The sequence below is a fragment of the Pantoea sp. ACRSB genome, from assembly GCF_022346905.1.
GTDB classification, from domain to species: Bacteria; Pseudomonadota; Gammaproteobacteria; order Enterobacterales; family Enterobacteriaceae; genus Pantoea; species Pantoea piersonii.
Genome location: NZ_JAKRNL010000007.1, coordinates 19,027 through 41,671, shown reverse-complemented (window position 1 = coordinate 41,671; position 22,645 = coordinate 19,027). Strand labels below are relative to the sequence as shown.

The window sequence follows — 22,645 nt, the reverse complement described above, 5'->3', positions numbered from 1 at the left end:
GCCCATTTTTGCTTAACCATCTGTTTATTTCTTATCAGCCTTAAGTTTCGCGCTTAGGGCTGACAGGAAGGTGTGCCTGCTTAAGGTGAATTTCAGGGGTTTTTAAGGTCATGGCAGAAAAGAAACTCGCCAAACGGAACCGTCGCGAAGAAATTTTGCAGGCGTTGGCGCAAATGCTGGAGTCCAGTGACGGTAGCCAGCGCATCACCACCGCCAAGCTGGCGGCAAACGTCGGCGTTTCTGAAGCGGCGCTCTATCGCCACTTTCCCAGCAAAACGCGCATGTTCGACAGCCTGATTGAATTCATTGAAGACAGTCTGATTACCCGCATCAATCTGATCCTGAAAGATGAAAAAGAGACGATGGCGCGTCTGCGTCTTATCGTGCAATTGATTCTTGGCTTTGGTGAGCGTAATCCGGGGCTGACCCGTATTCTGACTGGCCACGCGCTGATGTTTGAGCAGGATCGCCTGCAAGGGCGTATCAATCAGCTGTTTGAACGTATTGAAGCACAGCTGCGTCAGGTAATGCGCGAGCGCAGAATGCGTGAAGGCGAAGGGTTTGAAACGGATGAGGCGCTGCTGGCGAGCCAGCTGCTCGCTTTTTGCGAAGGCATACTGTCGCGTTATGTACGCTCAGAATTCCGTTTTCGCCCTACCGCCGACTTTGATATTCGCTGGCCGCTGCTGGCCGCACAGCTGGTATAGTTCGCCTGCTGCTCTCGTTAGCCGGGCTGGATTCCCTTTCCCGAACAGGGAAAGGGAATGTCACAGCGTTAAATGCCGTACTCTTTCTGATAGGAGCGCACTTTCGCCAGATGATCGGCCATTTCGGGCCTTTCTTCCAGATAGCTAATCAGATCTGCCAGTGTGATGATGGCGGTGACCTGACATTTGTAGTCGCGCTCAACTTCCTGAATCGCTGAAATATCACCGCGCCCGCGCTCCTGCCGATCGAGAGAAATCAGCACGCCTGCCAGCGTGGCGTTATGCGCGCTGATAATATCCATCGATTCACGGATTGCAGTGCCGGCGGTGATTACGTCATCCACCAGCATAACGCGCCCCGCCAGAGGACTGCCTACCAGCAGGCCGCCTTCGCCGTGATCTTTCGCTTCTTTGCGATTGAAGCAGTAGGGCACGTCGCGGTCATGGTGGTCAGCCAGCGCCACGGCGGTTGTCGTGGCGATGGGGATACCTTTATAGGCGGGGCCGAACAGCAGATCGAAGTCAACGCCCTCATCTACCAGCGCCTGCGCATAGAAACGGCCCAGCAGCGCCAGATCGCGACCGCTGTTAAACAGGCCGGCATTGAAAAAGTAGGGGCTTTTACGGCCAGACTTCAGGGTAAACTCGCCGAACTTCAGCACCTGTTTGTTCAGGGCGAATTCAATAAACTGACGCTGCCAGGCTTTCATCTCTCACTCCTCTCACAAAAAAAAGGCGACTCTCTGGTCGCCTGTTAAATCAGTTGTTCAGCGCTGCTTTCTGCGCCTGAATCAGTTCCTCAATGCCGCCGCGCGCCAGCGCGAGCAGCGACAACAGTTCTTCATGGCTGAACGGCTCGCCTTCCGCCGTACCCTGCACTTCGATCATGCGGCCATCTTCCAGCATCACGACGTTCATGTCGGTTTCGGCGGCAGAATCTTCCACATACTCCAGATCGCAGCGCGCTTCGCCCTCGACGATGCCGACGGAGATCGCCGCCACCATCCCTTTCATCGGGTTGGCTTTCAGCTTGCCGTCCGCCACCAGCTTATTCAGCGCATCGGCCAGCGCCACGCAGGCACCGGTAATCGATGCGGTACGCGTGCCGCCGTCAGCCTGGATCACGTCACAATCGAGCGTGATGGTAAATTCGCCCAGCGCTTTGAGATCGACCGCCGCGCGCAGCGAGCGGGCAATCAGGCGCTGGATCTCCAGCGTACGTCCGCCCTGTTTGCCTTTTGCCGCCTCACGCGCCATACGGCTATGCGTGGAACGCGGCAGCATGCCATATTCAGCGGTAACCCAGCCCTGTCCCTGTCCTTTCAGGAAACGCGGGACGCTCTCTTCCACGGTAGCAGTGCAAAGCACTTTGGTTTCGCCGAACTCCACCAAAACTGAGCCCTCGGCATGTTTGGTGTAGTTTCGGGTCAGGGTGACGGGACGCACCTGCTGTGCGCTTCGGCCTGCTGGACGCATGGTAATCTCCGGCTGAAATGAATTGGCTGCGCATTATACGGACTTCCTCGTCGCCTGTCTTGCTGACGGGATTTCACAGCGGCAGATGAATTTCCTCACGGTCTGTGGCTAAATGCGCCTTCCTCACTCACTGAAAATAAAAAGTATGACCTCAATTCTTCATTTCCTGCTGGCGCTGGCGGTGATTTTCGCCCTTGCGCTGCTGGTCAGTCATGACCGCAAACAGATACGTCTGCGCTATATTGTACAGCTGATCGTGGTGGAAGCCGCGCTGGGCTGGTTTTTCCTGCACTCCGCCAGCGGGCAGGGGGCGGTCAGCGCCTTCAGCGGTTTTTTTGAGAAGCTGCTGACCTTTGCCGCGCAGGGCACCGACTTCGTGTTTGGCAATATGAGCAAGCAAGGGCTGGCCTTTATCTTCCTCGGCGTGCTCTGCCCTATCATATTTATCTCAGCGCTGATCGGCATCCTGCAGCACTGGCGCATTTTGCCGCTGCTGATTCGGCTGGTGGGCACGCTGCTGTCGAAGGTAAACGGCATGGGCAAGCTTGAGTCATTCAATGCGGTCAGTACCCTGATCCTTGGCCAGTCAGAGAACTTTATCGCCTATAAGGGCATTCTGGGTGATATTCCGCCGAAGCGCCTCTACACCATGGCCGCCACGGCGATGTCCACCGTGTCGCTCTCTATCGTCGGCGCCTATATGACGATGATCGCGCCTAAATATGTGGTCGCCGCGCTGCTGCTCAATATGTTCAGCACCTTTATTATCCTCTCCATTATCAACCCCGGCAAAGCGCAGGACGAGCAGGCAATTCAGCTCGACAAGCTGCATGAAGAGCAAAGTTTTTTTGAGATGCTCGGCGAGTACATTCTGGCGGGTTTCAAGGTTGCGATGATTATTCTGGCGATGCTGATCGGCTTTATCGCGCTGATAGCCGCGGTTAATGCGCTCTTTAGCGCGCTGTTCGGCTACAGTTTTCAGCAGGTTCTTGGCTATGTCTTCTATCCTTTTGCCTGGCTGATCGGCATCCCTGCCGCTGATGCGCTACAGGCCGCCAGCATTATGGCGACCAAGCTGGTCGCGAATGAGTTCGTGGCGATGATTGAGCTGCAAAAGGTAGCGGCAGGCATGACGCCGCGCGGTCTGGGCATTCTTTCCGTGTTCCTGGTGTCGTTCGCCAACGTTGCCTCTATCGGCATCGTGGCCGGGGCAATCAAAGGACTGAATGAACAGCAGGGCAATGTGGTGTCCCGTTTCGGCTGGAAGCTGGTTTATGGCTCAACGCTGGTGAGTCTGCTGTCGGCGGCATTTGCCGGCCTGTTTATCTGATCTCTGCGGCGGCCTTGCCGCCGCCGTTTCTGCTCAAAATCCGACGCATACCGGCGCATCGACGCGCATTACAGACTCCTGACCGAAGCGCTGCTTGTAAATCGTGCGCAGCGCTTCGATATCGCCGTTCACGCCGTTTTCCGCCCCATGAATAAGCATAAGCGCCTTGCTCGGCTCGCGCGCCAGCTTTCCGCTTTTCTCCAGCCATTGACCGCTGGCGTCGTAAACGCTCAGGCCCGCCTTGAAGCGCGGCGTCACCTCTTTATCCAGAAAAAGCTGCCAGTCGGAGCGGCTTACCATCCCGCCCTGCGGTTTGCTGAGGCCGAACCACAGCGTGGTTTGCATCATCATTTCGCCGCCTGCGCATATGGCAACAGGTTTAGTCGGCGGCGCAGGCGGGCGCGGCGCCTGGCAACCGGCCAGCAACGCGGCCAGCGCCACGGAGAGGGTAACAGAGCGGAACATTGGCGTTATCCTTAATCAAAACGATCAGCGGCCATCATAAGTGTCTGTCCGCAAAAGCGGAAATGTTTCGTTATTCGCACGCGCTTGCGCTTATGCCTGTTAGCGCGCGGCGGGTATCGCTATACTTGCTGCATAATTTCTGACAAAGAGTAGCCGATTATGATCCGCAGTATGACCGCTTACGCCCGCCGTGAAGCCAAAGGCACCTGGGGCAGCGCCGCCTGGGAACTTCGCTCCGTTAACCAGCGTTATCTTGAAACCTATATCCGTCTGCCGGAGCAGTTTCGCAGTCTGGAGCCGGTTATTCGCGAACGTATTCGTCAGCGCCTGACGCGTGGCAAAATCGAGTGCAACCTGCGCTTTGACGCCGATCCCGGCGCGCAGGGCGAGCTGATGCTGAACGAAACCCTGGCGAAGCAGCTGGTGCAGGCCGCCAACTGGGTGAAGATGCAGAGCGACGAAGGCGCCATCAACCCGATGGAAATTCTGCGCTGGCCTGGCGTAATGTCTGCGCAGGAACAGGATCTGGATGCGATTAATGCCCAGCTGCTGAGCGCGCTGGACGGCGCGCTGGATGACTTTATCGTAGCGCGCGAAAGCGAAGGCGCCGCGCTGAAGGCGATGATCGAACAGCGTCTCGACGGCGTGAAGCAGGAAGTGGCGAAAGTGCGCGCCCAGATGCCTGAGATCCTGAAATGGCAGCGCGAACGCCTGGTCGCGAAGCTGGAAGAAGCGGAAGTCCAGCTGGAAAACAACCGTCTCGAACAGGAACTGGTGATGATGGCGCAGCGCATCGACGTCGCAGAAGAGCTGGATCGCCTTGAAGCCCATGTTAAAGAGACCTATAACATCCTGGGTAAAAAAGAGGCAGTCGGTCGCCGTCTCGACTTTATGATGCAGGAATTCAACCGCGAGTCGAACACCCTGGGTTCGAAGTCGATTAATGCAGACGTTACCGCATCGGCGATTGAACTGAAGGTGCTTATTGAGCAAATGCGCGAGCAGATTCAGAATATCGAGTAACAATGCAGTAAAGGTAAATAGCTCGCCTCGTGCGAGCTTTTCGCCGTTTTTTTATGTCGGCCTGCGTAAATTCTGCGTAAATAACCATAAGAATTCATTTCCGGACCACTCTTCAGGAGAGTGCGTTTGTTGCCCGCTGTCATTTTGCTGATTTTTTAACGTGCTGTTTATACAGCGTCTTTTATTATCCCCCTCGCCGCTTTTCGCTTTAATGCCTCATTCGATGAAACATCCATCTCCATATGATTCTGTTGTTTCGCTTTCTTTAACGGCACTTTTTGCTAATGTGCCGGTCCGATTGACTACAAGCTGTAGCGCCTGGGGAACTTATGGAAGTGCTTCTTTATGCGATACATACATTCATCACATAAAGGTGCGCTATGAAAAAGACCGGAGCTTTTTGCCGTTCCATGCTGCATCCACGCTACTGGGTTACCTGGCTAGGTCTGGGCATTCTGTGGCTGCTGGTTCAGCTTCCTTATCCTCTTCTGATGCGTCTTGGCGCTAATGCCGGTACGCTTTCTCGTCATTTCCTAAAACGTCGTGAGCGCATTACGCGACGCAATATCGAACTCTGCTTTCCCGGCATTGCTGAAACCGACATTGAGCGCATGATCGCAGGTAACTTCGCTTCGCTGGGTATGGCGCTGGCAGAAACTGGCATTGCCTGGTTCTGGTCGGATCGCGCGGTAAAAAAACTGTTTGAGGTGTCAGGTCTGCAGCACCTGCAGTCCGCCATGGAACAGAAGCGCGGCGTAATGGTAATTGGCGTGCACTTTATGTCGCTGGAGCTGGGCGGCCGCATCAGCGGTTTGTGTCAGCCGATGATGGCGATGTACCGCCCACATAACAACCGGGCGATGGAGTGGGCGCAGACAAAAGGACGTATGCGATCCAATAAGGCGATGATCGATCGGCGCGATCTGCGCGGTATGGTTCACGCGCTGAAAAAAGGCGAGTCGGTCTGGTTTGCACCGGACCAGGATTATGGCCCGAAAGGCAGCGTGTTCGCCCCACTGTTCGCCGTTGAGAAAGCAGCGACCACGAACGGTACATTTGTTCTGTCGCGCCTCGCGAATCCGGCGATGTTAACCATCGCGCTGATCCGCAATCCAGATAACTACGGCTACCAGCTGATCATTGATCCAGAACTGGAAAACTATCCTCATACTGATGAAGCCGCTGCCGCCGCCTATATGAATAAAGTTATCGAAAGCCAGATCCTGCGGGCGCCAGAGCAGTATCTGTGGCTGCATCGCCGCTTCAAAACCCGTCCGCCAGGCGAAGCCTCGCTCTACGTTTAATCCACACCGCATCATGAGCGATCATGGTGCGGTTTTTAGCATTGTGCGGCTGGCATCCGGACGCCGATTGCTGAATGATGGGGTTTCATCCGTTTGTGCAGGAACCTCGTATGGATATGAATCAACGCTGGCAGCGTCCTCTGCCTGACGACCGTCTTACGCCCTACATTGAGATCGACGCCGAAAGGCTGGAAAAGAATCTGCAGGCGATGCAGGAGAAAGCCAGCCGCGCAGGCGTCACGCTGCGCCCTCATATCAAAACGCATAAAAGCCTCTATATTGCTCGTCGTCAGCGCGCGCTGGGCGCGTGCGGCATTACCGTTTCCAAACCGAGCGAAGGTGAAGTCTTTATCCGCGGCGGCGAACGCGACATCTTGCTGGCTTATCCGGTTATTCGTGCCGAAAGCATAGCGGCCCTGCTGAAACTGGCGGCGCAGCATCAGGCGAAAGTGACGCTGATTGTCGATGCGCCGCATGGCGTAGCCGCTATCGCTGAAGCGCAACGCCGGCAGCCGGATGCCGACATCGCGGTAGCCATTAAGGTGGATGTCGGGCTGCATCGTATCGGCATCGATCCGCATCGCAACGACGCGGCCGCACTGGCGAAGGCTATTCAGGCGGCGCAGCTGCGTTTCGCTGGCCTGGTGTCGCACGCCGGGCACGCCTATGGCGCAGGAAATCCCGACGCCATTGCCGCGATCGCTCAGGAAGAAGCGCGGCTGATGCAGCATGTGCAAAACCAGCTGCGAGAAGCGGGCTTCGCCGGTTGTTCTGTTTCCGTTGGCGCCACGCCTACGGCGCTGGCCGCGCCAGTAGCGGCCGGAACCGATGAGATCCGACCGGGAAACTATGCCCTGCTCGATCTGACTGCATGTCGTCTTGGCCTGAGCCGCGTTGACGAACTGGCGCTCAGCGTTATTGCCCGCGTCGTCGCGGTAAATCGCCATTTCATCATTATCGATGCCGGTTCCAAAATGCTGAGTTCGGATAAAGGGCCTCACGGCACCAATGCCAGCGGGTTCGGCGTGGCCGTTGATGAAAAGGGCGTTTGTTATGAAGTCAGCAAGCTGTCGGAGGAGCATGGGTTTATCCCCTGGCAGGATAGCGCGCCCAGCGTCGGCGCCCTGCTGCGTATCTACCCTAATCACAGCTGCGCGGTGATGGCGCAGTCGGACAGCTATGTGCTGCGTCACGCCGATGGCCGCGCAGAGACCCAGCCGATTGACGCGCGCGGGCGTTTTCTCTGACTGTTTTACGGCAGGCCGCCAGGCCTGCCAGCCGGATGAAACCCCGTCTGCGCCACACTTCTCGCCGTGTGCGATTTTCCCTCTGCGCGCAACATGCTTTAATGCCTTTTTAACCACGTTCCGGAGGTAGCATGTTGTCGTCCCAGGTTGTCAGTCAGACCATTGCGCGTAACTGGTTAGATTTGTATGAAACGATCTGGAAGCCGGAATATTTTGCGAAATGGGCTTCCGGACTAAGCAGCAGCACGCTGGAACAGGAAGGGAGTTACTGGCGCGCCCGCGGACCTGAAGGTTCAGTAAAGATTCGCTTTACGCCACATAATCCGTTTGGCGTGATGGATCACTGGATAGACAGCGGCTTTGGTAAAGAGATCTATATGCCGATGCGCGTGATAGCTAATGAACAAGGCGCTGAGGTTGTGATAGTGGTTTATCGTCAGCCGCTGATGTCTGATGAGAAGTTTTCTCAGGATATTGAATGGGTAAGAGGCGATCTTGCGCGTCTCAACCGCCTGCTTACTCAGTAAATCAGGCGAAAAATCCCCCGCTCTTTAGTCATTGCTGGGCCTTACGGCTCAGAAAAGTGAAAAAAGTTCGGCGAAAATGCATAAGCGTTTTCGCCTTTTTCATCAGCCGCTCCTGCCCCTCACAACAGTTTCATTAAAGCCAGATAACCGGGAAAATTCCTGGACAGCCATTGCTGCCGTTTCGCTGTGATGCCTGTAATACGTGCATTCTCTGCATGTGTGCTTTTTTTATTCCGCTCATTTTCCCTTTTTACTGCACAACGATTAATAAACCTTTACAACGGAAGTTAAAAATATTTCATGCAAAGGGTGAATCCATTTATTTCTGTAGCGGCTTTATCGGACTTTTCTGATGGTGTGAAATTAAAAAAAACGAGGTATAAATTAACCACACACACAGCAACACTTAAAATAACAACATCAGGAAATTAAAAATGGATTGCTCAACTACGGCTCTGCTGTCAGAAGAAGAACTTGTTGAGATCGCTGGCAGGATGCTGGCAGGAGAATATAAAACAATAAAAGGATTTACCCGGGACCTGGCCGCTTTTCTGTTAAGCACAGAAAAGACGGCCCTGTCCCGGGACAATAAAAATAACGGGGAAATTATTTACGTATCTGAAATCCATCGCATTGAATCAATAATAACAGGTGAAGCCTGGCGTACTGCGTCTGGACTTCGCTCAGGCGAATGGCATTAATTATTTGGGCGGAATAGCCAGCTATTTCGCGCATAACACTTTATTCGGTACCTGTACCTAACGAGTATATCATGGCGATACGTGAACGAAGCTTTACTGGTGCAAAGTGGTCTATTCTCTCTTCAATTAAGGTTATTGGCATCGGTGTGCTCCAGCTCTCTTTACTGGCGCAAATCCTGCAGGCTAACGAGCTGAACTTGCTAGCTGTGGCTATTGTCGGGCTGCTGATCATCGATACCCTTGCCGATCGCGGCTTTTCTAACGCCTTAATCCGCAGCGGCAGCTTGTCGGTTCGCGATCAGTCAATGCTTTACTGGGGCAATATGCTGCTGAGCCTGATTATTTTCGCTGTACTGTTTATCGGCAGCGATCTTATTGGCAGCTATCTGCAGCAGCCTGAAATGGCTATTATGCTGGAAATGGTCTCTGTGGTGTTTATTATTATTCCTCAGGGGCAGCATTATCGCGCTATTTTACAGCGTGAAAAGCAATATACCCGCATCGCCTTTACTGAAACTATATCAGTGCTTTTTGGCTTAGGCGTCACCTTATTCACCGTCTGGCTAACGCCGTCTGTACTGTGCGCCATCTGGGGTTATCTGGCAATTGCCTCTGTGCGTATGCTGATCTACTGCTATTATGGTCGCGAAAGTTTTCAGCCGGAATATCGCTTTAACCTGAAAGAATACAGTCACATTCGTGCAAGAATTGAATAATAAAAACAAGTCTGTATGGTGGGCTCTGGGCATCTGAAGAGATGCATTCGCGTGCTGGCGACAGCACGCTTTTTTCTTTTTATCCGCCCTGCATTTTTATTGCTCTGTAAATATCTCCCTGCCTGCGAAAGCTGGGCCTGACGTACCTCATCCTGTTAATTCCCTGAAAAACCGCTTCGCTCGAATAGTCGCTGAAATTACGATTCGCATTTCTTATTTTATTGCCGCAGCGGCGCTTCCCGCTTTCCCTCTACGTCGGCGTTTTTCCTCAGGCCAGCATAAGTTAAACTGATACGAAGCGATCGCCTGAGAATTTTTCAGTAGCTGATATTCCTCTAACCCCGTAGCCTTGCCGCCCACCCTCTGGAGCCAGCTATGTTATTAACCGTCCTTTATATTATCGGCATTACCGCGGAAGCCATGACAGGCGCGCTTGCCGCCGGACGACGCAAAATGGATCTGTTTGGCGTCATTATCATCGCCTCAGTGACGGCGATAGGCGGCGGCTCGGTGCGAGATATTTTGCTGGGCCATTACCCGCTAGGCTGGGTGAAACACCCGGAATACATCATGATCGTTGCCGCTGCGGCAGTGCTTACCACCTGGCTTGCGCCGCTGATGACGCACCTGCGCAAAGTTTTTCTGGTGCTGGATGCGCTGGGTCTGGTGGTCTTCTCGATTATCGGCGCGCAGGTAGCGCTAGACAGCGGCCATGCGATGATTATCGCCGCCATCGCCGCCGTGATTACCGGCGTATTTGGCGGCGTGCTGCGCGATATGTTCTGTAACCGTATCCCACTCGTCTTTCAGAAAGAGCTTTATGCCGGAATCGCCTTCGCTTCCGGCTGGATCTATATCCTGCTGCTGAAAACCTCACTGGCGCATGAGGCCGTCGTGATCATTACTCTGCTGTTCGGCTTTCTGGCGCGCCTGCTGGCGCTGCGCTTCCGGCTCGGTCTGCCTGTTTTTAACTACCCGCATCCGGAGCACTGACGCCGTTCGGGATGCCCTGCTCCCGCAGAAAAGCGATCAGCTTTTGCATGCGTGCATCCTGCAACATGGCGTAAATGCGCTGCGCCAGGGTTGTGCCGACGCCAGGCAACGCCTGCCACCGCTGCACGTCGCGCTGCTGCACCTCATCCCAGGTCGCGTCCGGCAAAGCGTGAAGCGCTCGCCGCGGCAGCGGTATACCCAGCGCGCCGATCCAGCGGCGCAACGGCTGCTGTCGCGTAAGGTTGAAACGATGCCAGAGCTGCTGCGCGCGCGTCGGGCTAATGCCTGGCGTCTGCGCAATCTGTTCCGGCGTCAGCGTCAGCCAGGAAAAAAGATGCTCCATAGCGCTACTCTCCAGCAGCCGTAGCCAGGTGCTGCGCTGTACGCCCGCGATATCCAGCACCGATTTCTGACTCAGCCAGCTTAGTCGCGCCAGCAACTGCTGTCGGCAGGCAGGCGTGATGCTCAGGCAACTGAGCGGCGTGAATTGTTCAGGATCGGGCGATTGTGGGTAATCACGCTCCCCTACCCGCCAGATCACTCTTTCCAGGCGTGGAATACCCTGTCCCGCCAGGCTGATAACGACCTGATCGCCTGCAATAACATCCCATTCCCGCCAGCGCCGCAGCGAACCGATATTCACCCGTCGTACCATTTTGTCGTCGAGCGCGACCGGCTGGAGATTAAGCACTACAGAGATATTTCCGGTACGGCCAGTGTTGAAATCAACCGACCGCACTTCACTGGTTACGTCCGGCGGCTGGAATTTCCACGCCACCGCCCAGTCGCCTTCGCCAGGCATCCAGCTTTTTCCGGCCGGCCGCATCGCCTGATGTACCACCACGCCGTCTGTGGCAAAGGGAAGCGGCGCGCTGAACCAGCGATCCCGCCAGCGGGCGACCTCTTCCTCATCACGAACAGGTTTGCTCCACGTTTGCGCCAGCTCCAGTCCCCAGGCAGCGAGCTGTTGCAGACGTTCCGCCATCTCAGCGGGACCATCCGGCCAGCCCCAGATAAACAAGCCGATATCGGCCAGCAGCGGACCAGGCGTCTGGCTCATTAACGCGCCCGCTACCTGCGCCCGCGCATTTTTACCGCCGTCGCGCGCCTGACGATGATCGGTCATCTTCAGAAACAGCTCGCCCTGCAGCACCACACGCGGCGCATCGCTCTCAATCTGTAGCGGGATGGCAGGAATATAAGCCGCTTTTGCCAGCCATGACTCGCCGCGCAGGCCGTCGCCGCGACTAATTAGCGCCGTCAGCTTTCCCCTCTCATAAACCAGCGTGACCGCTACGCCGTCGATTTTCGGTTGTACCCATAAATCCCGACGATTCTGCATCCAGTACGCCAGCGCCAGCTTATCCCGCAGCTTTTTTACGCCGGTATGCGCCACCGGATGCGCGACTCTGCCGCTGGCTGGCAGGCGGGAGGTATAAGTCGCCTGCTCGGATCTGAAGCAGCGCTGCCAGCTTTTCAGGCGCTGCAACAGCGTGTCGTAATCCGCATCGCTGATCAGACTCTTTCCGTCGCGATAGTAGGCGTCATCCCAGCGTTGCAGCTGCTGCTGCAGACGGGCAATTTCATCCCCGGCGCGTGCGGGCGTCCACACCGGACAAAGCGCGTTGGCTGAACCGACAGCCAGCAGTAACAGACTTAGCAGCAGGCGTAACGTCTCTTTCATAGCGAGCCTCCTCAACGTTTCGCCTATTGAAGCGGCGAGGAAACGACAAGGCGACAGGCAAAGCGAGAGAACGGAACTGGCTGCGCAGGAAAAGCAGACGCTTGCGGCCTGGCAAAGCCGCTTCTGCGCGCCGCGCCGCAAAAGTTTTAGCGCAGCGTTACGCGCAAACGCTGCGTTACGGCGCTAAGCCGTGTATACTGAGCAGGAAATCGACTCCGCTCTTTACTCAATTCAAGAAGACCATGGCTCAAGGCACGCTTTTTATTGTTTCCGCCCCCAGCGGCGCGGGTAAATCCAGCCTGATTCAGGCGTTACTGAAGACACAACCGCTGTACGATACGCAGGTGTCTGTTTCTCATACCACCCGCGGCATGCGTCCCGGCGAAGTCCATGGCGAGCACTATTACTTCGTCTCGAAAGATGAATTTGAAGCGATGATCGCGGAAGACGCCTTCCTCGAACATGCGAAAGTCTTCGACAACTATTACGGCACGTCGCGTAAAGCGATTGAGCAGGTTCTCTCTACCGGCGTCGATGTTTTCCTGGATATCGACTGGCAGGGCGCGCAGCAAATCCGCGCAAAAATGCCCGCCGCACGCAGCATTTTCGTTCTGCCGCCCTCGCAGGACGAGCTGGATCGTCGCCTGCGCGGCCGCGGTCAGGACAGCGAAGAGGTGATTGCCCGTCGCATGGCGCAGGCGGTCTCTGAGATGAGCCACTACGCTGAATACGACTATTTAATTATCAATGATGATTTTGATCTGGCTCTGTCGGATCTGAAGACCATTATCCGCGCTGAACGCCTGCGCATGGGGCGCCAGAAGGCGCGCCACGATGCTTTAATCAGCAAACTATTGGCAGTCTGAAGTCAGTTTCAGTATTATGCCCAGTCATTTCTTCATCTGTGGAGTAGCACACCTATGGCACGCGTAACCGTTCAGGACGCAGTAGAAAAAATTGGTAACCGTTTTGACCTGGTGTTGGTCGCTGCACGTCGTGCACGTCAGATGCAGGTAGGCGGTAAAGATCCGCTGGTTCCGGAAGAGAACGATAAAGCCACCGTTATCGCCCTGCGCGAAATCGAAGAAGGCCTGATCACTAACCAGATCCTGGACGTTCGCGATCGTCAGGAGCAGCAAGAGCAGGAAGCCGCTGAATTACAAGCCGTTACCGCTATCGCTGAAGGTCGTCGTTAACAGCAACCTGCAGGCCAACCTTGTATCTGTTTGAAAGCCTCAATCAGCTGATTGAAAAATACCTGCCGGAGGAGCAAATCAAGCGCCTCCAGCAAGCGTACCTTGTCGCACGTGATGCTCACGAGGGACAGACACGCTCCAGCGGCGAGCCTTACATTACCCATCCTGTTGCCGTCGCCTGTATCCTGGCGGAGATGAAGCTCGACCATGAAACGCTGATGGCCGCGCTGCTGCATGACGTGATCGAAGACACGCCAGCCACCTATCAGGATATGGAGCAGCTGTTCGGCAAAAGCGTGGCGGAACTGGTGGAAGGCGTATCCAAGCTGGATAAGCTGACCTTCCGCGACAAGAAAGAGGCGCAGGCAGAGAACTTCCGCAAGATGATCATGGCGATGGTGCAGGATATCCGCGTCATTCTCATCAAGCTGGCCGACCGCACGCACAATATGCGCACGCTGGGCGCGCTGCGTCCGGACAAGCGTCGCCGCATCGCGCTGGAAACCCTGGAGATCTACAGTCCGCTGGCGCATCGCCTGGGTATCCATCACCTGAAAACCGAGCTGGAAGAGCTGGGTTTTGAGGCGCTCTACCCTAATCGCTATCGCGTGATTAAAGAGGTAGTAAAAGCGGCGCGCGGCAACCGCAAAGAGATGATTCAGAAGATCCTGGCGGAGATCGACGGACGACTGCAGGAAGCGGGCATCCCCTGTCGCGTCAGCGGTCGTGAAAAGCATCTCTACTCTATCTACCGTAAAATGACGCTGAAAGAGCAGCGCTTTCACTCCATCATGGATATCTACGCTTTCCGCGTGATCGTGAAGGATGTGGATACCTGCTATCGCGTGCTCGGTCAGATGCACAGCCTGTACAAACCGCGTCCAGGCAGGATGAAAGATTATATCGCTATCCCCAAGGCCAACGGCTATCAGTCGCTGCACACCTCCATGATCGGGCCACACGGCGTGCCGGTCGAGGTGCAGATCCGTACTGAAGATATGGATCAGATGGCTGAGATGGGGGTCGCCGCGCACTGGGCATATAAACAGGCGGGCGAAAGCGGCACTACCGCGCAGATTCGCGCCCAACGCTGGCTGCAAAGCCTGCTGGAGCTGCAGCAGAGCGCGGGCAGTTCTTTTGAATTTATTGAGAGCGTGAAGTCCGATCTCTTTCCTGACGAGATTTACGTCTTCACGCCGGAAGGGCGCATCGTCGAGCTGCCGGCTGGCGCGACGCCGGTCGATTTCGCCTATGCGGTGCATACCGATATCGGCCACGCCTGCGTCGGCGCGCGCGTCGATCGGCAACCCTATCCGCTGTCGCAGCCGCTTGCCAGCGGCCAGACGGTAGAAATTATCACTGCGCCGGGCGCACGACCTAACGCCGCCTGGCTTAACTTCGTCGTCAGCTCCAAAGCGCGCGCCAAAATTCGTCAGCTGCTAAAGAATCTCAAGCGCGAAGACTCCGTCAATCTTGGACGCCGTCTGCTGAGCCACGCGCTCGGCGGCAGCCGCAAGCTGGCCGAGATCCCGCCTGAGAATATCAAGCAGGAGCTGGATCGCATGAAGCTGACGTCGCTGGACGACCTGCTGGCGGAGATCGGCCTCGGCAACGCCATGAGCGTTGTGGTGGCGAAGAACCTGCTGCAGTCGAGCAGCGCGACGCCGCCGAGCAGCAGCAAGCGCGGCAAGCTGCCTATTAAAGGCGCTGACGGCGTTTTGATCACCTTCGCCAAATGCTGTCGTCCGATTCCTGGCGATCCCATTGTAGCGCACGTCAGTCCCGGCAAAGGGCTGGTGGTGCATCACGAATCCTGTCGTAATATTCGCGGCTACCAGAAAGAGCCGGAAAAGTTTATGCCGGTGGAGTGGGATAAGGTCACCGATCAGGAATTCGTGGCTGAAATCAAAGTCGACATGTTCAACCATCAGGGCGCGCTGGCGAACCTGACGGCGGCGATCAATACCGCAGGCTCTAATATCCAGAGCCTCAATACTGAAGAGCGCGACGGCCGCGTTTACAGCGCCTTTATCCGCCTGACCGCGCGCGATCGCGTCCATCTGGCGAACATTATGCGTAAAATCCGTGTAATGCCGGACGTGATCAAAGTCCACCGTAACCGTAATTAGCGCATGAACGCCCAACGCTTTGCTCGTATTCAGGAGATGCTGGCGCTTCGCCAGCACGACCTCACCGTCTGTATGGAACAGGTGCATAAGCCGCACAACGTCTCGGCGGTGATCCGCACTGCGGATGCGGTGGGCATTCATGAAGTGCACGCCGTCTGGCCCAGCGAACGAATGCGCACCATGGTCTCCGCTTCTGCCGGCAGCAACAGCTGGGTGAAGGTAAAAACCCACCGCAATATCGCTGAAGCGGTCACGCATCTGAAAGATCGCGGCATGCAGGTGCTGGCGACTAACCTGTCGGCCAGAGCGGTCGATTTTCGCGAAATAGATTATACCCGCCCGACCTGCATTCTGATGGGTCAGGAAAAAACCGGCATAACCGCCGAAGCGCTGGCGCTGGCCGATTGCGACATCATTATTCCGATGGTCGGCATGGTGCAGTCGCTCAACGTTTCCGTGGCGTCCGCGCTGATCCTCTATGAAGCGCAGCGCCAGCGACAGAATGCCGGGCTCTATCAGCGTCAGCACAGCCTGCTGGATGAAGATGAGCAGCAGCGCCTGCTGTTCGAAGGCGGCTATCCGGTGCTGGCGCGCGTAGCGAAGCAGAAAGGTCTGCCTTATCCCCATATCAACGCCAGCGGCGAAGTAGAAGCTGACGCTGAGTGGTGGGCCAGAATGCAGGCGACGGGGAAAAAGAAATGAAAGGCCGCCTGCTGGATGCCATTCCGCTCAGTACCCTGACCGGCGTCGGCGCCAGCCAGGCAGCGAAACTGGCTAAGCTCGGCCTGCATACCATTCAGGATCTGCTGCTCCATCTCCCGCTACGCTACGAAGACCGCACTCAGCTCTACGCTATTAATGATCTGCTGCCCGGCATCTGGGCCACGGTAGAGGGCGAGGTGTTGCAGTCTGAGGTCACTTTTGGCCGACGCCGTATGCTGGTGTGTCAGATCAGCGACGGCAGCGGCGTCCTGACCATGCGTTTCTTCAACTTCAACGCAGGGATGAAGAACAGCCTTGCGCCGGGTCGCCGCGTTACCGCCTATGGCGAAATCAAGCGCGGCCAGCGCGGCCCAGAGATTATTCACCCCGAATATCGCGTACAGGGCGAACAGAGTCCGGTAACTCTGGAAGAGACCTTAACGCCGGTCTATCCCACCACCGAAGGCATTCGTCAGGCCACGCTGCGCAGCCTCACCGATCAGGCGTTAACGCTGCTGGAAAGCGTGCCGATCGCCGAACTGCTGCCGCAGGAGCTGGCGCAGGGATTGATTAGCCTGCCGGAGGCGCTGCGCACGCTGCATCGTCCGCCGCCGGATCTGCGTCTGAGCGAGCTGGAACACGGCCGTCATCCGGCGCAGCGTCGTCTTATTCTGGAAGAGCTGCTGGCGCACAATCTCAGTATGCTGGCGGTACGTGCCGGGGCGCAGCGCTATTACGCGCTGCCGATGCCCCCGCGTCATACGCTGAGCGACAAACTGCTGGCGGCGCTGCCCTTCTCCCCGACCGGCGCGCAAAAACGCGTGGTGCAGGAAATAGAGCGCGACCTGGCCAACGATTTTCCGATGATGCGCCTGGTACAGGGCGACGTCGGCTCCGGTAAAACCCTGGTCGCAGCGCTGGCGGCGCTGGATGTCATAGCACACGGCAAGCAGGTGGCGCTGATGGCACCCACCGAGCTGCTGGCAGAACAGCACGCGAACAACTTCCGCAGCTGGTTCGCGCCGCTCGGGATTGAAGTCGGCTGGCTGGCCGGCAAGCAGAAAGGCAAAGCGCGTCAGGCGCAGCAGGAGGCGATCGCCAGCGGCCAGGTGGCGATGGTGGTCGGTACGCACGCCCTGTTCCAGGAGCAGGTGCAGTTCAAAGGCCTGGCGCTGGTGATAATCGACGAGCAGCACCGCTTCGGTGTTCACCAGCGGCTGGCGCTGTGGGAGAAAGGCGAAGAGCAGGGGTTCCACCCGCATCAGCTGATTATGACCGCTACGCCGATCCCGCGTACCCTGGCGATGACCGCTTACGCCGATCTCGATACCTCGACCATTGACGAGCTGCCGCCAGGCCGTACGCCGGTCACCACCGTGGCGATCCCTGACAGCCGCCGCGACGACATTATCGCCCGCGTGCGGCATGCCTGCCAGGAGGGCCGCCAGGCTTACTGGGTCTGCACGCTGATTGAAGAGTCCGAGCTGCTGGAGGCACAGGCGGCGGAAGCGAGCTGGGAAGCCCTAAAAGCCGCGCTGCCCGATCTGAATATCGGCCTGGTGCATGGCCGCATGAAGCCGGCGGAAAAACAGGCGGTCATGGCGGCCTTTAAAGCCAATGAGATGCAGCTGCTGGTAGCCACGACGGTAATTGAGGTTGGCGTCGACGTCCCCAACGCCAGCCTGATGATTATCGAAAACCCGGAACGCCTGGGGCTGGCGCAGCTGCATCAGCTGCGCGGACGCGTCGGGCGCGGCGCGGTCGCCTCGCACTGCGTTCTGCTCTACAAGGCGCCGCTGAGCAAAACCGCGCAGCGGCGTTTGCAGGTGCTGCGCGACAGCAACGACGGCTTTGTTATTGCCCAGCACGATCTGGAGATCCGCGGCCCAGGCGAGCTGCTGGGTACGCGCCAGACCGGCAACGCCGAGTTCAAAGTCGCGGACCTGCTGCGCGATCAGGCGATGGTGCCAGAGGTGCAGCGCGTGGCGCGCCATATCCACCAGCATTATCCTGAACAGGCCAAGGCGCTGATTGAGCGCTGGCTGCCGGAAACCGCCCGCTACACCAACGTCTGACCCGCCTTCTTTACCACTGGCTAAACCTTCTCTCTCCGCGCGCTTAAGATAAAGAATGGCAAACGATTGCTTTCAGCCATAAGCGGTTTAAAATCCCCCTCTTCACAGATTGGGAAGCCACTTTATGTCCGTTAAGCAACCAGACGCCACCCTGAATAAATCAACAGCGCCGCGTCAGAGCGAGCTGATTTATCGTCTTGAAGATCGTCCGCCGCTGCCGCAAACGCTGTTTGCTGCTGGCCAGCATCTGCTGGCGATGTTCGTGGCGGTCATCACCCCCGCTCTGCTTATCTGTCAGGCGCTGGGCCTGCCTGCGCAGGATACGCAGCATATTATCAGCATGTCGCTTTTCGCCTCCGGCGTCGCCTCCGTGTTGCAGATTAAAACCTGGGGTCCGGTCGGTTCTGGTCTGCTGTCGATTCAGGGCACCAGCTTTAACTTTGTTACGCCTTTAATTATGGGCGGCATGACGCTGAAAAACGGCGGCGCAGACGTGCCGACTATGATGGCCGCGTTGTTCGGCACGCTGATGGTCGCGTCCTGTACCGAAATGGTGCTGTCGCGCGTGCTGCATCTGGCGCGCCGCATCATTACTCCGCTGGTCTCCGGCATCGTCGTGATGATTATCGGCCTGTCGCTGATTCAGGTCGGGCTGACTTCGATTGGCGGCGGGTTCGCGGCCATGAACGATCACAGCTTCGGCGCGCCGAAGAACCTGCTGCTGGCGGGCGTGGTGCTGGCGGTGATCATCGTGCTCAACCGGCAGCGCAACGCCTATTTGCGCGTCGCGTCGCTGGTTATCGCCATGGCCGTCGGCTATTTCGCCGCCTGGCTGATGGATATGCTGCCGCAGGCCGCCGCGCCGGTCAGCCAGCCGCTGCTGTCGGTACCCACGCCGCTCTACTACGGCCTGGGCTTTGACTGGAACCTGCTGATCCCGCTGATGCTGGTATTTATGGTGACGTCGCTGGAGACCATCGGGGATATCACCGCCACTTCGGACGTCTCAGAACAGCCGGTAAGCGGCCCGCTCTATATGCAGCGTCTGAAAGGCGGCGTGCTGGCAAACGGGCTGAACTCCTTTGTTTCCGCCCTGTTCAATACGTTCCCGAACTCCTGCTTCGGCCAGAACAACGGTGTTATCCAGCTTACCGGCGTCGCCAGCCGCTACGTGGGTTTTGTGGTGGCGCTGATGCTGATCCTGCTTGGCCTGTTCCCGGCGGTTAGCGGTTTTGTGCAGCATATTCCGGAACCGGTGCTGGGCGGCGCGACCATCGTGATGTTTGGTACCATTGCCGCCTCTGGCGTGCGCATCGTATCGCGCGAGCCGCTGAACCGCCGCGCGATTATGATTATCGCGCTGTCGCTGGCGGTCGGAATGGGCGTATCGCAACAGCCGCTGATCCTGCAGTTCGCGCCAGACTGGCTGAAGACGCTGCTCTCTTCCGGCATCGCCGCAGGCGGGATCACCGCCATCGTGCTGAACCTGATCTTCCCGCAGGAAAAGTAACCTCTCCGGCGGGCCTCGGCCCGCCTCTGCTATTTATTCGGATTTACATCCAGGCTGTTGAGCTACAACGGTAATTCAGGCATAACAAGCACTGACCGGAAAGATGGCGGGATGGATGCAATGAAATTTCTTGGAAAGTTTTTTCTTACGGTACTGTTGCTGCTGGTGCTGAGCCTGGTAGTGATCTACGTTCTGTTGCAAACGCAATGGGGCGCGGGCTGGTTCAGTCGTTACGTGAGCGATAAAACCGCATGGCATCTCTCCCTCAGCAAGATCGAGCATAATTTCTCCTCGCCTTCGCACATCATTCTCGACAACTTCAGCTTCGGCCATGACGGCCAGCCAGCCGCGGTCGTGGCAAAACGCGTTGATCTCGGCCTCGCCCTGCTGCAGTTCAGCGACCCGCTGAATTTCGGCAGTATCGAACTGCGCGACGGCATCGTGAATCTGGCGAACCTGACGCCTGGCGACAATCTGCCCTTCCAGGCCGGTCGTCTGCAGTTGAATAATATGCGCATTGACAGTCCAGCTACGGCGCTGCCGCTTTCGGCTCTTCAGGTGAACGGCGGCATTATGCCCTGGAAACCCACCGCGAAGAGTATGCTGGGCAGCGACGCGCAGTTTCAAATGAGCGCTGCCGATATGACGCTGAACAACGTTTCAGGCGCTAACGTCTTGATTCAGGGCAGCGTGACGCAGGGCCGTATGCTGTTCAGCAACGTCGGCGCCGATCTGGCGCGCGGTTCGATGACCGGCAGCGCCGAGCGCGACGCACAGGGCAACTGGCTGATCCGCCAGCTCCGCCTGAACGATATTCGTCTGCAAACCACCCAAGGCCTGACCGATTTTCTGCGCCCGATTCAGGCGCTGCCCTCCGTTACTATCAACCGTCTGGATATGACCGATGCCCGGCTTCAGGGCCCGGACTGGGCAGTCACTGACCTTGACCTGACATTAAAAAATGTGACCTGGCAAGGCGACGACTGGCGCAGCGACGACGGTTCGCTGTCGCTGAATGCCAGCAACTTTATTAATGGCCGCTTCGAGCTGAACGATCCGATTCTTAATCTCAATCTGTCGCCGCAGGGCATTGCGCTTACCCAGTTCAGCTCGCGCTGGGCTAACGGCGTCATCCGCGCCGACGGAAGCTGGAGCCGCAGCGATAAGCGTCTGACGCTGAATAATCTGGCGGTTGCCGGGCTGGAGTACACCCTGCCGGAGACGTGGCGCGATCGCTGGCAGGCGACGCTGCCGGGATGGCTCGATACGCTGGAGATCAAACGCCTTACCTCCAATCGCAATCTGATTATCGATATCAATCCGGCGTTTCCGTTCCAGATGACCTCGCTGGACGGCAGCGGTGAAAACCTGCTGCTGGCGCGTCAGCATCAGTGGGGGATCTGGTCAGGCAAGCTGAGCCTCAACGCGGCGGAAGCGACCTTTAACCGCACTGACCTGCGTCATCCCTCTCTGTCGCTGAACGCCGACGACCGGCAGATTCAGGTGACGGAGCTGAGCGCCTTTAGCGGCAGCGGATTACTGGAAGGCTCGGCCAGCGTCGGTCAGCAGCCGGATCGCCCGGTCGCGCTGACGCTGAAGGGCCAGGCGGTTCCCGCCAGCGTGCTGCAAAACTGGGGCTGGCCCGCCTTGCCGGTAAACAGCCCCAGCAACTTCCAGCTTCAGCTGAACGCCTCGCTGAAGGCGGGCGTGCCGCTAAAACCTTCAGCGAACGGCTCGCTCTCGCTGCGCACCGATACCCAGCAGATCCAGCAGCAGATGCAGGCGGGCGAGATAAGATAAAGGGTTATGCCAGCGGCCAGGCAGACGCCGCGCCGCCAGAAAAAAGGGCCGATGATTCGGCCCTTGTTATTTAATTGATACGCGCGCCGGAACCGCCCTCTTCCAGCGGCTCGTCGGGATCGGCGGGCAGGACGATATAAACGCCTTCAAACACTGCCCCCAACTCCTCATTGCCGAACAGCTCCACCTCAAGTCGTACGCGCGCTTTGCGGCCGCGCGCCAGTCGGTCGAGATCGCCGCTCATAGAGCCAATATCGGCAGTCGCGCCCGGACGCCCGCTGATCGGTTTGCTGTAGCGAATATGAGCATCGGCCAGAATAATGGTGCCGCCAAGATGTCGCTCGCGCAGCAGCAGCCAGATTAGCCCCCAGCCGGTCAGGGTCGCCAGCGAAAAGAGGCTACCTGCAAAAAGCGTATGGTGCGGATTCTGGTTGCCGGTTTCCGGCATGGTGGTAATGAATTTCTGGCCGGTGAACTGCAAAATCCGCACGCCCATCTTTTCGCTGAGCGGGATATTGTCATACCAGGCCTGCTGTAATTGCCCACACCAGTCGGCGCGATGCAGGATATCGTCCAGCGTCACCACCGGCTTGATCATCAGGAAGTGGCGCAACGGCGTGGTTTGCGGCGCAGTGATCTCGCCCTGATTGATGTAACCCAGCTTGGCGAAGAATTCGACCGCATCTTCACGCGCGGCGCAGGTGACGCGCTTGACGCCCTCCTGACGAGCGACCGACTCCAGCGTCATCGCCACCAGCGTGCCCAGCCCTTTGCCCTGGACAGAGGGATGTACGGCGAGGAAGCGAATCGACGCTTCGTTGTCGGCATTGATATAGAGCCGCCCGGCAGCCACCGGCTGGCCATGCTCGTCCACCACCATCTGATGGTGCGCCAGCGCGTCCCAGCCATCCCGCTCCGACCCCTGAGGCTGGCGCAGCGGCTTGCGTAGCATTTCCCAGCGGAACTGGTAGTACATATCCAGCTCTTCCGCAGTTTGCGGTACCCGAAGATGATACATAAAGTGGTTCTCTCGTTCAGAGCCTGCATGGCCGATCCCGTG

General features: G+C 57.3%; 20 protein-coding genes and 1 pseudogene. 16 read left to right on the top strand and 5 right to left on the bottom strand.

Going from position 1 to position 22,645, the window contains the following annotated elements:
* Positions 1–110: 110 nt before the first annotated feature.
* Positions 111–707 (top strand): nucleoid occlusion factor SlmA, encoded by a 597-nt coding sequence (gene slmA, locus MHZ89_RS18355; protein ID WP_120458113.1) that lies wholly within the window; start codon positions 111–113, stop codon positions 705–707.
* Between the two features lie 68 nt (positions 708–775).
* Here the strand turns inward: slmA and pyrE are convergent, their stop codons facing one another.
* On the bottom strand, positions 776–1,417 hold the full coding sequence (pyrE, locus tag MHZ89_RS18350; RefSeq protein WP_311784170.1) for an orotate phosphoribosyltransferase: 642 nt from the start codon (positions 1,415–1,417) through the stop codon (positions 776–778).
* A 49-nt stretch (positions 1,418–1,466) separates the two neighbouring features.
* Entirely contained in the window at positions 1,467–2,183 is a 717-nt protein-coding gene (rph, locus tag MHZ89_RS18345; RefSeq protein WP_033754298.1) for a ribonuclease PH, read from the bottom strand.
* A gap of 145 nt (positions 2,184–2,328) precedes the next feature.
* On the opposite strand from rph, the gene MHZ89_RS18340 reads away from it, so the two are divergent.
* Positions 2,329–3,513, top strand: coding sequence for a nucleoside transporter C-terminal domain-containing protein (locus MHZ89_RS18340; RefSeq protein WP_311784169.1), 1,185 nt, complete (start codon positions 2,329–2,331; stop codon positions 3,511–3,513).
* Positions 3,514–3,546: 33 nt separating this feature from the next.
* Here the strand turns inward: MHZ89_RS18340 and MHZ89_RS18335 are convergent, their stop codons facing one another.
* Entirely contained in the window at positions 3,547–3,978 is a 432-nt protein-coding gene (locus tag MHZ89_RS18335) for a DUF3574 domain-containing protein (protein WP_311784168.1), read from the bottom strand.
* A gap of 159 nt (positions 3,979–4,137) precedes the next feature.
* Here MHZ89_RS18335 and MHZ89_RS18330 point away from each other — a divergent pair, with 159 nt between their 5' ends.
* The 7 genes from MHZ89_RS18330 to MHZ89_RS18300 all read left to right on the top strand — a co-directional run bounded on the left by MHZ89_RS18330 (position 4,138) and on the right by MHZ89_RS18300 (position 10,489).
* Entirely contained in the window at positions 4,138–5,001 is an 864-nt protein-coding gene (locus tag MHZ89_RS18330; protein WP_311784167.1) for a YicC/YloC family endoribonuclease, read from the top strand.
* A gap of 380 nt (positions 5,002–5,381) precedes the next feature.
* Complete coding sequence (gene lpxP / locus MHZ89_RS18325) at positions 5,382–6,305, top strand: kdo(2)-lipid IV(A) palmitoleoyltransferase (protein WP_311784166.1); 924 nt, start codon at positions 5,382–5,384, stop codon at positions 6,303–6,305.
* A gap of 110 nt (positions 6,306–6,415) precedes the next feature.
* Entirely contained in the window at positions 6,416–7,552 is a 1,137-nt protein-coding gene (locus MHZ89_RS18320; RefSeq protein WP_311784165.1) for an alanine racemase, read from the top strand.
* 131 nt (positions 7,553–7,683) lie between these two features.
* On the top strand, positions 7,684–8,079 hold the full coding sequence (locus MHZ89_RS18315; RefSeq protein WP_311784164.1) for a polyketide cyclase: 396 nt from the start codon (positions 7,684–7,686) through the stop codon (positions 8,077–8,079).
* A gap of 434 nt (positions 8,080–8,513) precedes the next feature.
* Entirely contained in the window at positions 8,514–8,780 is a 267-nt protein-coding gene (locus MHZ89_RS18310; protein WP_311784163.1) for a hypothetical protein, read from the top strand.
* Between the two features lie 71 nt (positions 8,781–8,851).
* Positions 8,852–9,496 carry an oligosaccharide flippase family protein gene (locus MHZ89_RS18305; protein WP_311784162.1) on the top strand — a complete coding sequence of 215 codons (645 nt, stop codon included), beginning with the start codon at positions 8,852–8,854 and terminating at the stop codon, positions 9,494–9,496.
* A gap of 375 nt (positions 9,497–9,871) precedes the next feature.
* Entirely contained in the window at positions 9,872–10,489 is a 618-nt protein-coding gene (locus MHZ89_RS18300; RefSeq protein ID WP_033754272.1) for a trimeric intracellular cation channel family protein, read from the top strand.
* Here MHZ89_RS18300 and ligB read toward each other — a convergent pair.
* Positions 10,370–12,173, bottom strand: a pseudogene (ligB, locus tag MHZ89_RS18295) (NAD-dependent DNA ligase LigB). The gene MHZ89_RS18300 and the pseudogene ligB sit on opposite strands and share 120 nt — an antisense overlap.
* Positions 12,174–12,415: 242 nt before the next feature.
* On the opposite strand from ligB, the gene gmk reads away from it, so the two are divergent.
* From gmk to MHZ89_RS18260, 7 genes are all read left to right on the top strand, one after another.
* Positions 12,416–13,039, top strand: a complete 624-nt coding sequence (gmk, locus tag MHZ89_RS18290; RefSeq protein ID WP_103797571.1) for a guanylate kinase — start codon at positions 12,416–12,418, stop codon at positions 13,037–13,039.
* A 54-nt stretch (positions 13,040–13,093) separates the two neighbouring features.
* The gene (gene rpoZ / locus MHZ89_RS18285; protein WP_013511051.1) at positions 13,094–13,369 is read left to right on the top strand and encodes a DNA-directed RNA polymerase subunit omega; all 276 of its coding nucleotides are present in this window, start codon (positions 13,094–13,096) and stop codon (positions 13,367–13,369) included.
* A 20-nt stretch (positions 13,370–13,389) separates the two neighbouring features.
* Positions 13,390–15,498 carry a bifunctional GTP diphosphokinase/guanosine-3',5'-bis pyrophosphate 3'-pyrophosphohydrolase gene (gene spoT, locus MHZ89_RS18280; RefSeq protein WP_311784161.1) on the top strand — a complete coding sequence of 703 codons (2,109 nt, stop codon included), beginning with the start codon at positions 13,390–13,392 and terminating at the stop codon, positions 15,496–15,498.
* Between the two features lie 3 nt (positions 15,499–15,501).
* Positions 15,502–16,200, top strand: a complete 699-nt coding sequence (gene trmH, locus MHZ89_RS18275; RefSeq protein WP_311784160.1) for a tRNA (guanosine(18)-2'-O)-methyltransferase TrmH — start codon at positions 15,502–15,504, stop codon at positions 16,198–16,200.
* A complete protein-coding gene (gene recG, locus MHZ89_RS18270; protein ID WP_311784159.1) occupies positions 16,197–18,275 on the top strand; it encodes an ATP-dependent DNA helicase RecG in 2,079 nt (692 codons plus the stop codon). Before trmH ends, recG begins: the two co-directional genes overlap by 4 nt.
* Positions 18,276–18,399: 124 nt before the next feature.
* On the top strand, positions 18,400–19,785 hold the full coding sequence (locus MHZ89_RS18265) for a uracil-xanthine permease family protein (RefSeq protein ID WP_311784158.1): 1,386 nt from the start codon (positions 18,400–18,402) through the stop codon (positions 19,783–19,785).
* A gap of 120 nt (positions 19,786–19,905) precedes the next feature.
* On the top strand, positions 19,906–21,585 hold the full coding sequence (locus MHZ89_RS18260; protein WP_311784157.1) for an AsmA family protein: 1,680 nt from the start codon (positions 19,906–19,908) through the stop codon (positions 21,583–21,585).
* Between the two features lie 70 nt (positions 21,586–21,655).
* On the opposite strand, the gene fabY is transcribed toward MHZ89_RS18260, so the two are convergent.
* On the bottom strand, positions 21,656–22,603 hold the full coding sequence (gene fabY, locus MHZ89_RS18255; protein ID WP_311784293.1) for a fatty acid biosynthesis protein FabY: 948 nt from the start codon (positions 22,601–22,603) through the stop codon (positions 21,656–21,658).
* Positions 22,604–22,645 lie beyond the last annotated feature (42 nt).

Coding starts and splice junctions, on each gene's coding strand:
- rpoZ (WP_013511051.1), top strand. CDS start 13,094: ATGGCACGCGTAACCGTTCAGGACGCAGTAGAAAAAATTGGTAACCGT.
- fabY (WP_311784293.1), bottom strand. CDS start 22,603: ATGTATCATCTTCGGGTACCGCAAACTGCGGAAGAGCTGGATATGTAC.
- recG (WP_311784159.1), top strand. CDS start 16,197: ATGAAAGGCCGCCTGCTGGATGCCATTCCGCTCAGTACCCTGACCGGC.
- MHZ89_RS18330 (WP_311784167.1), top strand. CDS start 4,138: ATGATCCGCAGTATGACCGCTTACGCCCGCCGTGAAGCCAAAGGCACC.
- MHZ89_RS18300 (WP_033754272.1), top strand. CDS start 9,872: ATGTTATTAACCGTCCTTTATATTATCGGCATTACCGCGGAAGCCATG.
- MHZ89_RS18265 (WP_311784158.1), top strand. CDS start 18,400: ATGTCCGTTAAGCAACCAGACGCCACCCTGAATAAATCAACAGCGCCG.
- MHZ89_RS18310 (WP_311784163.1), top strand. CDS start 8,514: ATGGATTGCTCAACTACGGCTCTGCTGTCAGAAGAAGAACTTGTTGAG.
- MHZ89_RS18260 (WP_311784157.1), top strand. CDS start 19,906: ATGAAATTTCTTGGAAAGTTTTTTCTTACGGTACTGTTGCTGCTGGTG.
- MHZ89_RS18315 (WP_311784164.1), top strand. CDS start 7,684: ATGTTGTCGTCCCAGGTTGTCAGTCAGACCATTGCGCGTAACTGGTTA.
- MHZ89_RS18305 (WP_311784162.1), top strand. CDS start 8,852: ATGGCGATACGTGAACGAAGCTTTACTGGTGCAAAGTGGTCTATTCTC.
- MHZ89_RS18340 (WP_311784169.1), top strand. CDS start 2,329: ATGACCTCAATTCTTCATTTCCTGCTGGCGCTGGCGGTGATTTTCGCC.
- trmH (WP_311784160.1), top strand. CDS start 15,502: ATGAACGCCCAACGCTTTGCTCGTATTCAGGAGATGCTGGCGCTTCGC.
- lpxP (WP_311784166.1), top strand. CDS start 5,382: ATGAAAAAGACCGGAGCTTTTTGCCGTTCCATGCTGCATCCACGCTAC.
- slmA (WP_120458113.1), top strand. CDS start 111: ATGGCAGAAAAGAAACTCGCCAAACGGAACCGTCGCGAAGAAATTTTG.
- rph (WP_033754298.1), bottom strand. CDS start 2,183: ATGCGTCCAGCAGGCCGAAGCGCACAGCAGGTGCGTCCCGTCACCCTG.
- MHZ89_RS18320 (WP_311784165.1), top strand. CDS start 6,416: ATGGATATGAATCAACGCTGGCAGCGTCCTCTGCCTGACGACCGTCTT.
- gmk (WP_103797571.1), top strand. CDS start 12,416: ATGGCTCAAGGCACGCTTTTTATTGTTTCCGCCCCCAGCGGCGCGGGT.
- MHZ89_RS18335 (WP_311784168.1), bottom strand. CDS start 3,978: ATGTTCCGCTCTGTTACCCTCTCCGTGGCGCTGGCCGCGTTGCTGGCC.
- pyrE (WP_311784170.1), bottom strand. CDS start 1,417: ATGAAAGCCTGGCAGCGTCAGTTTATTGAATTCGCCCTGAACAAACAG.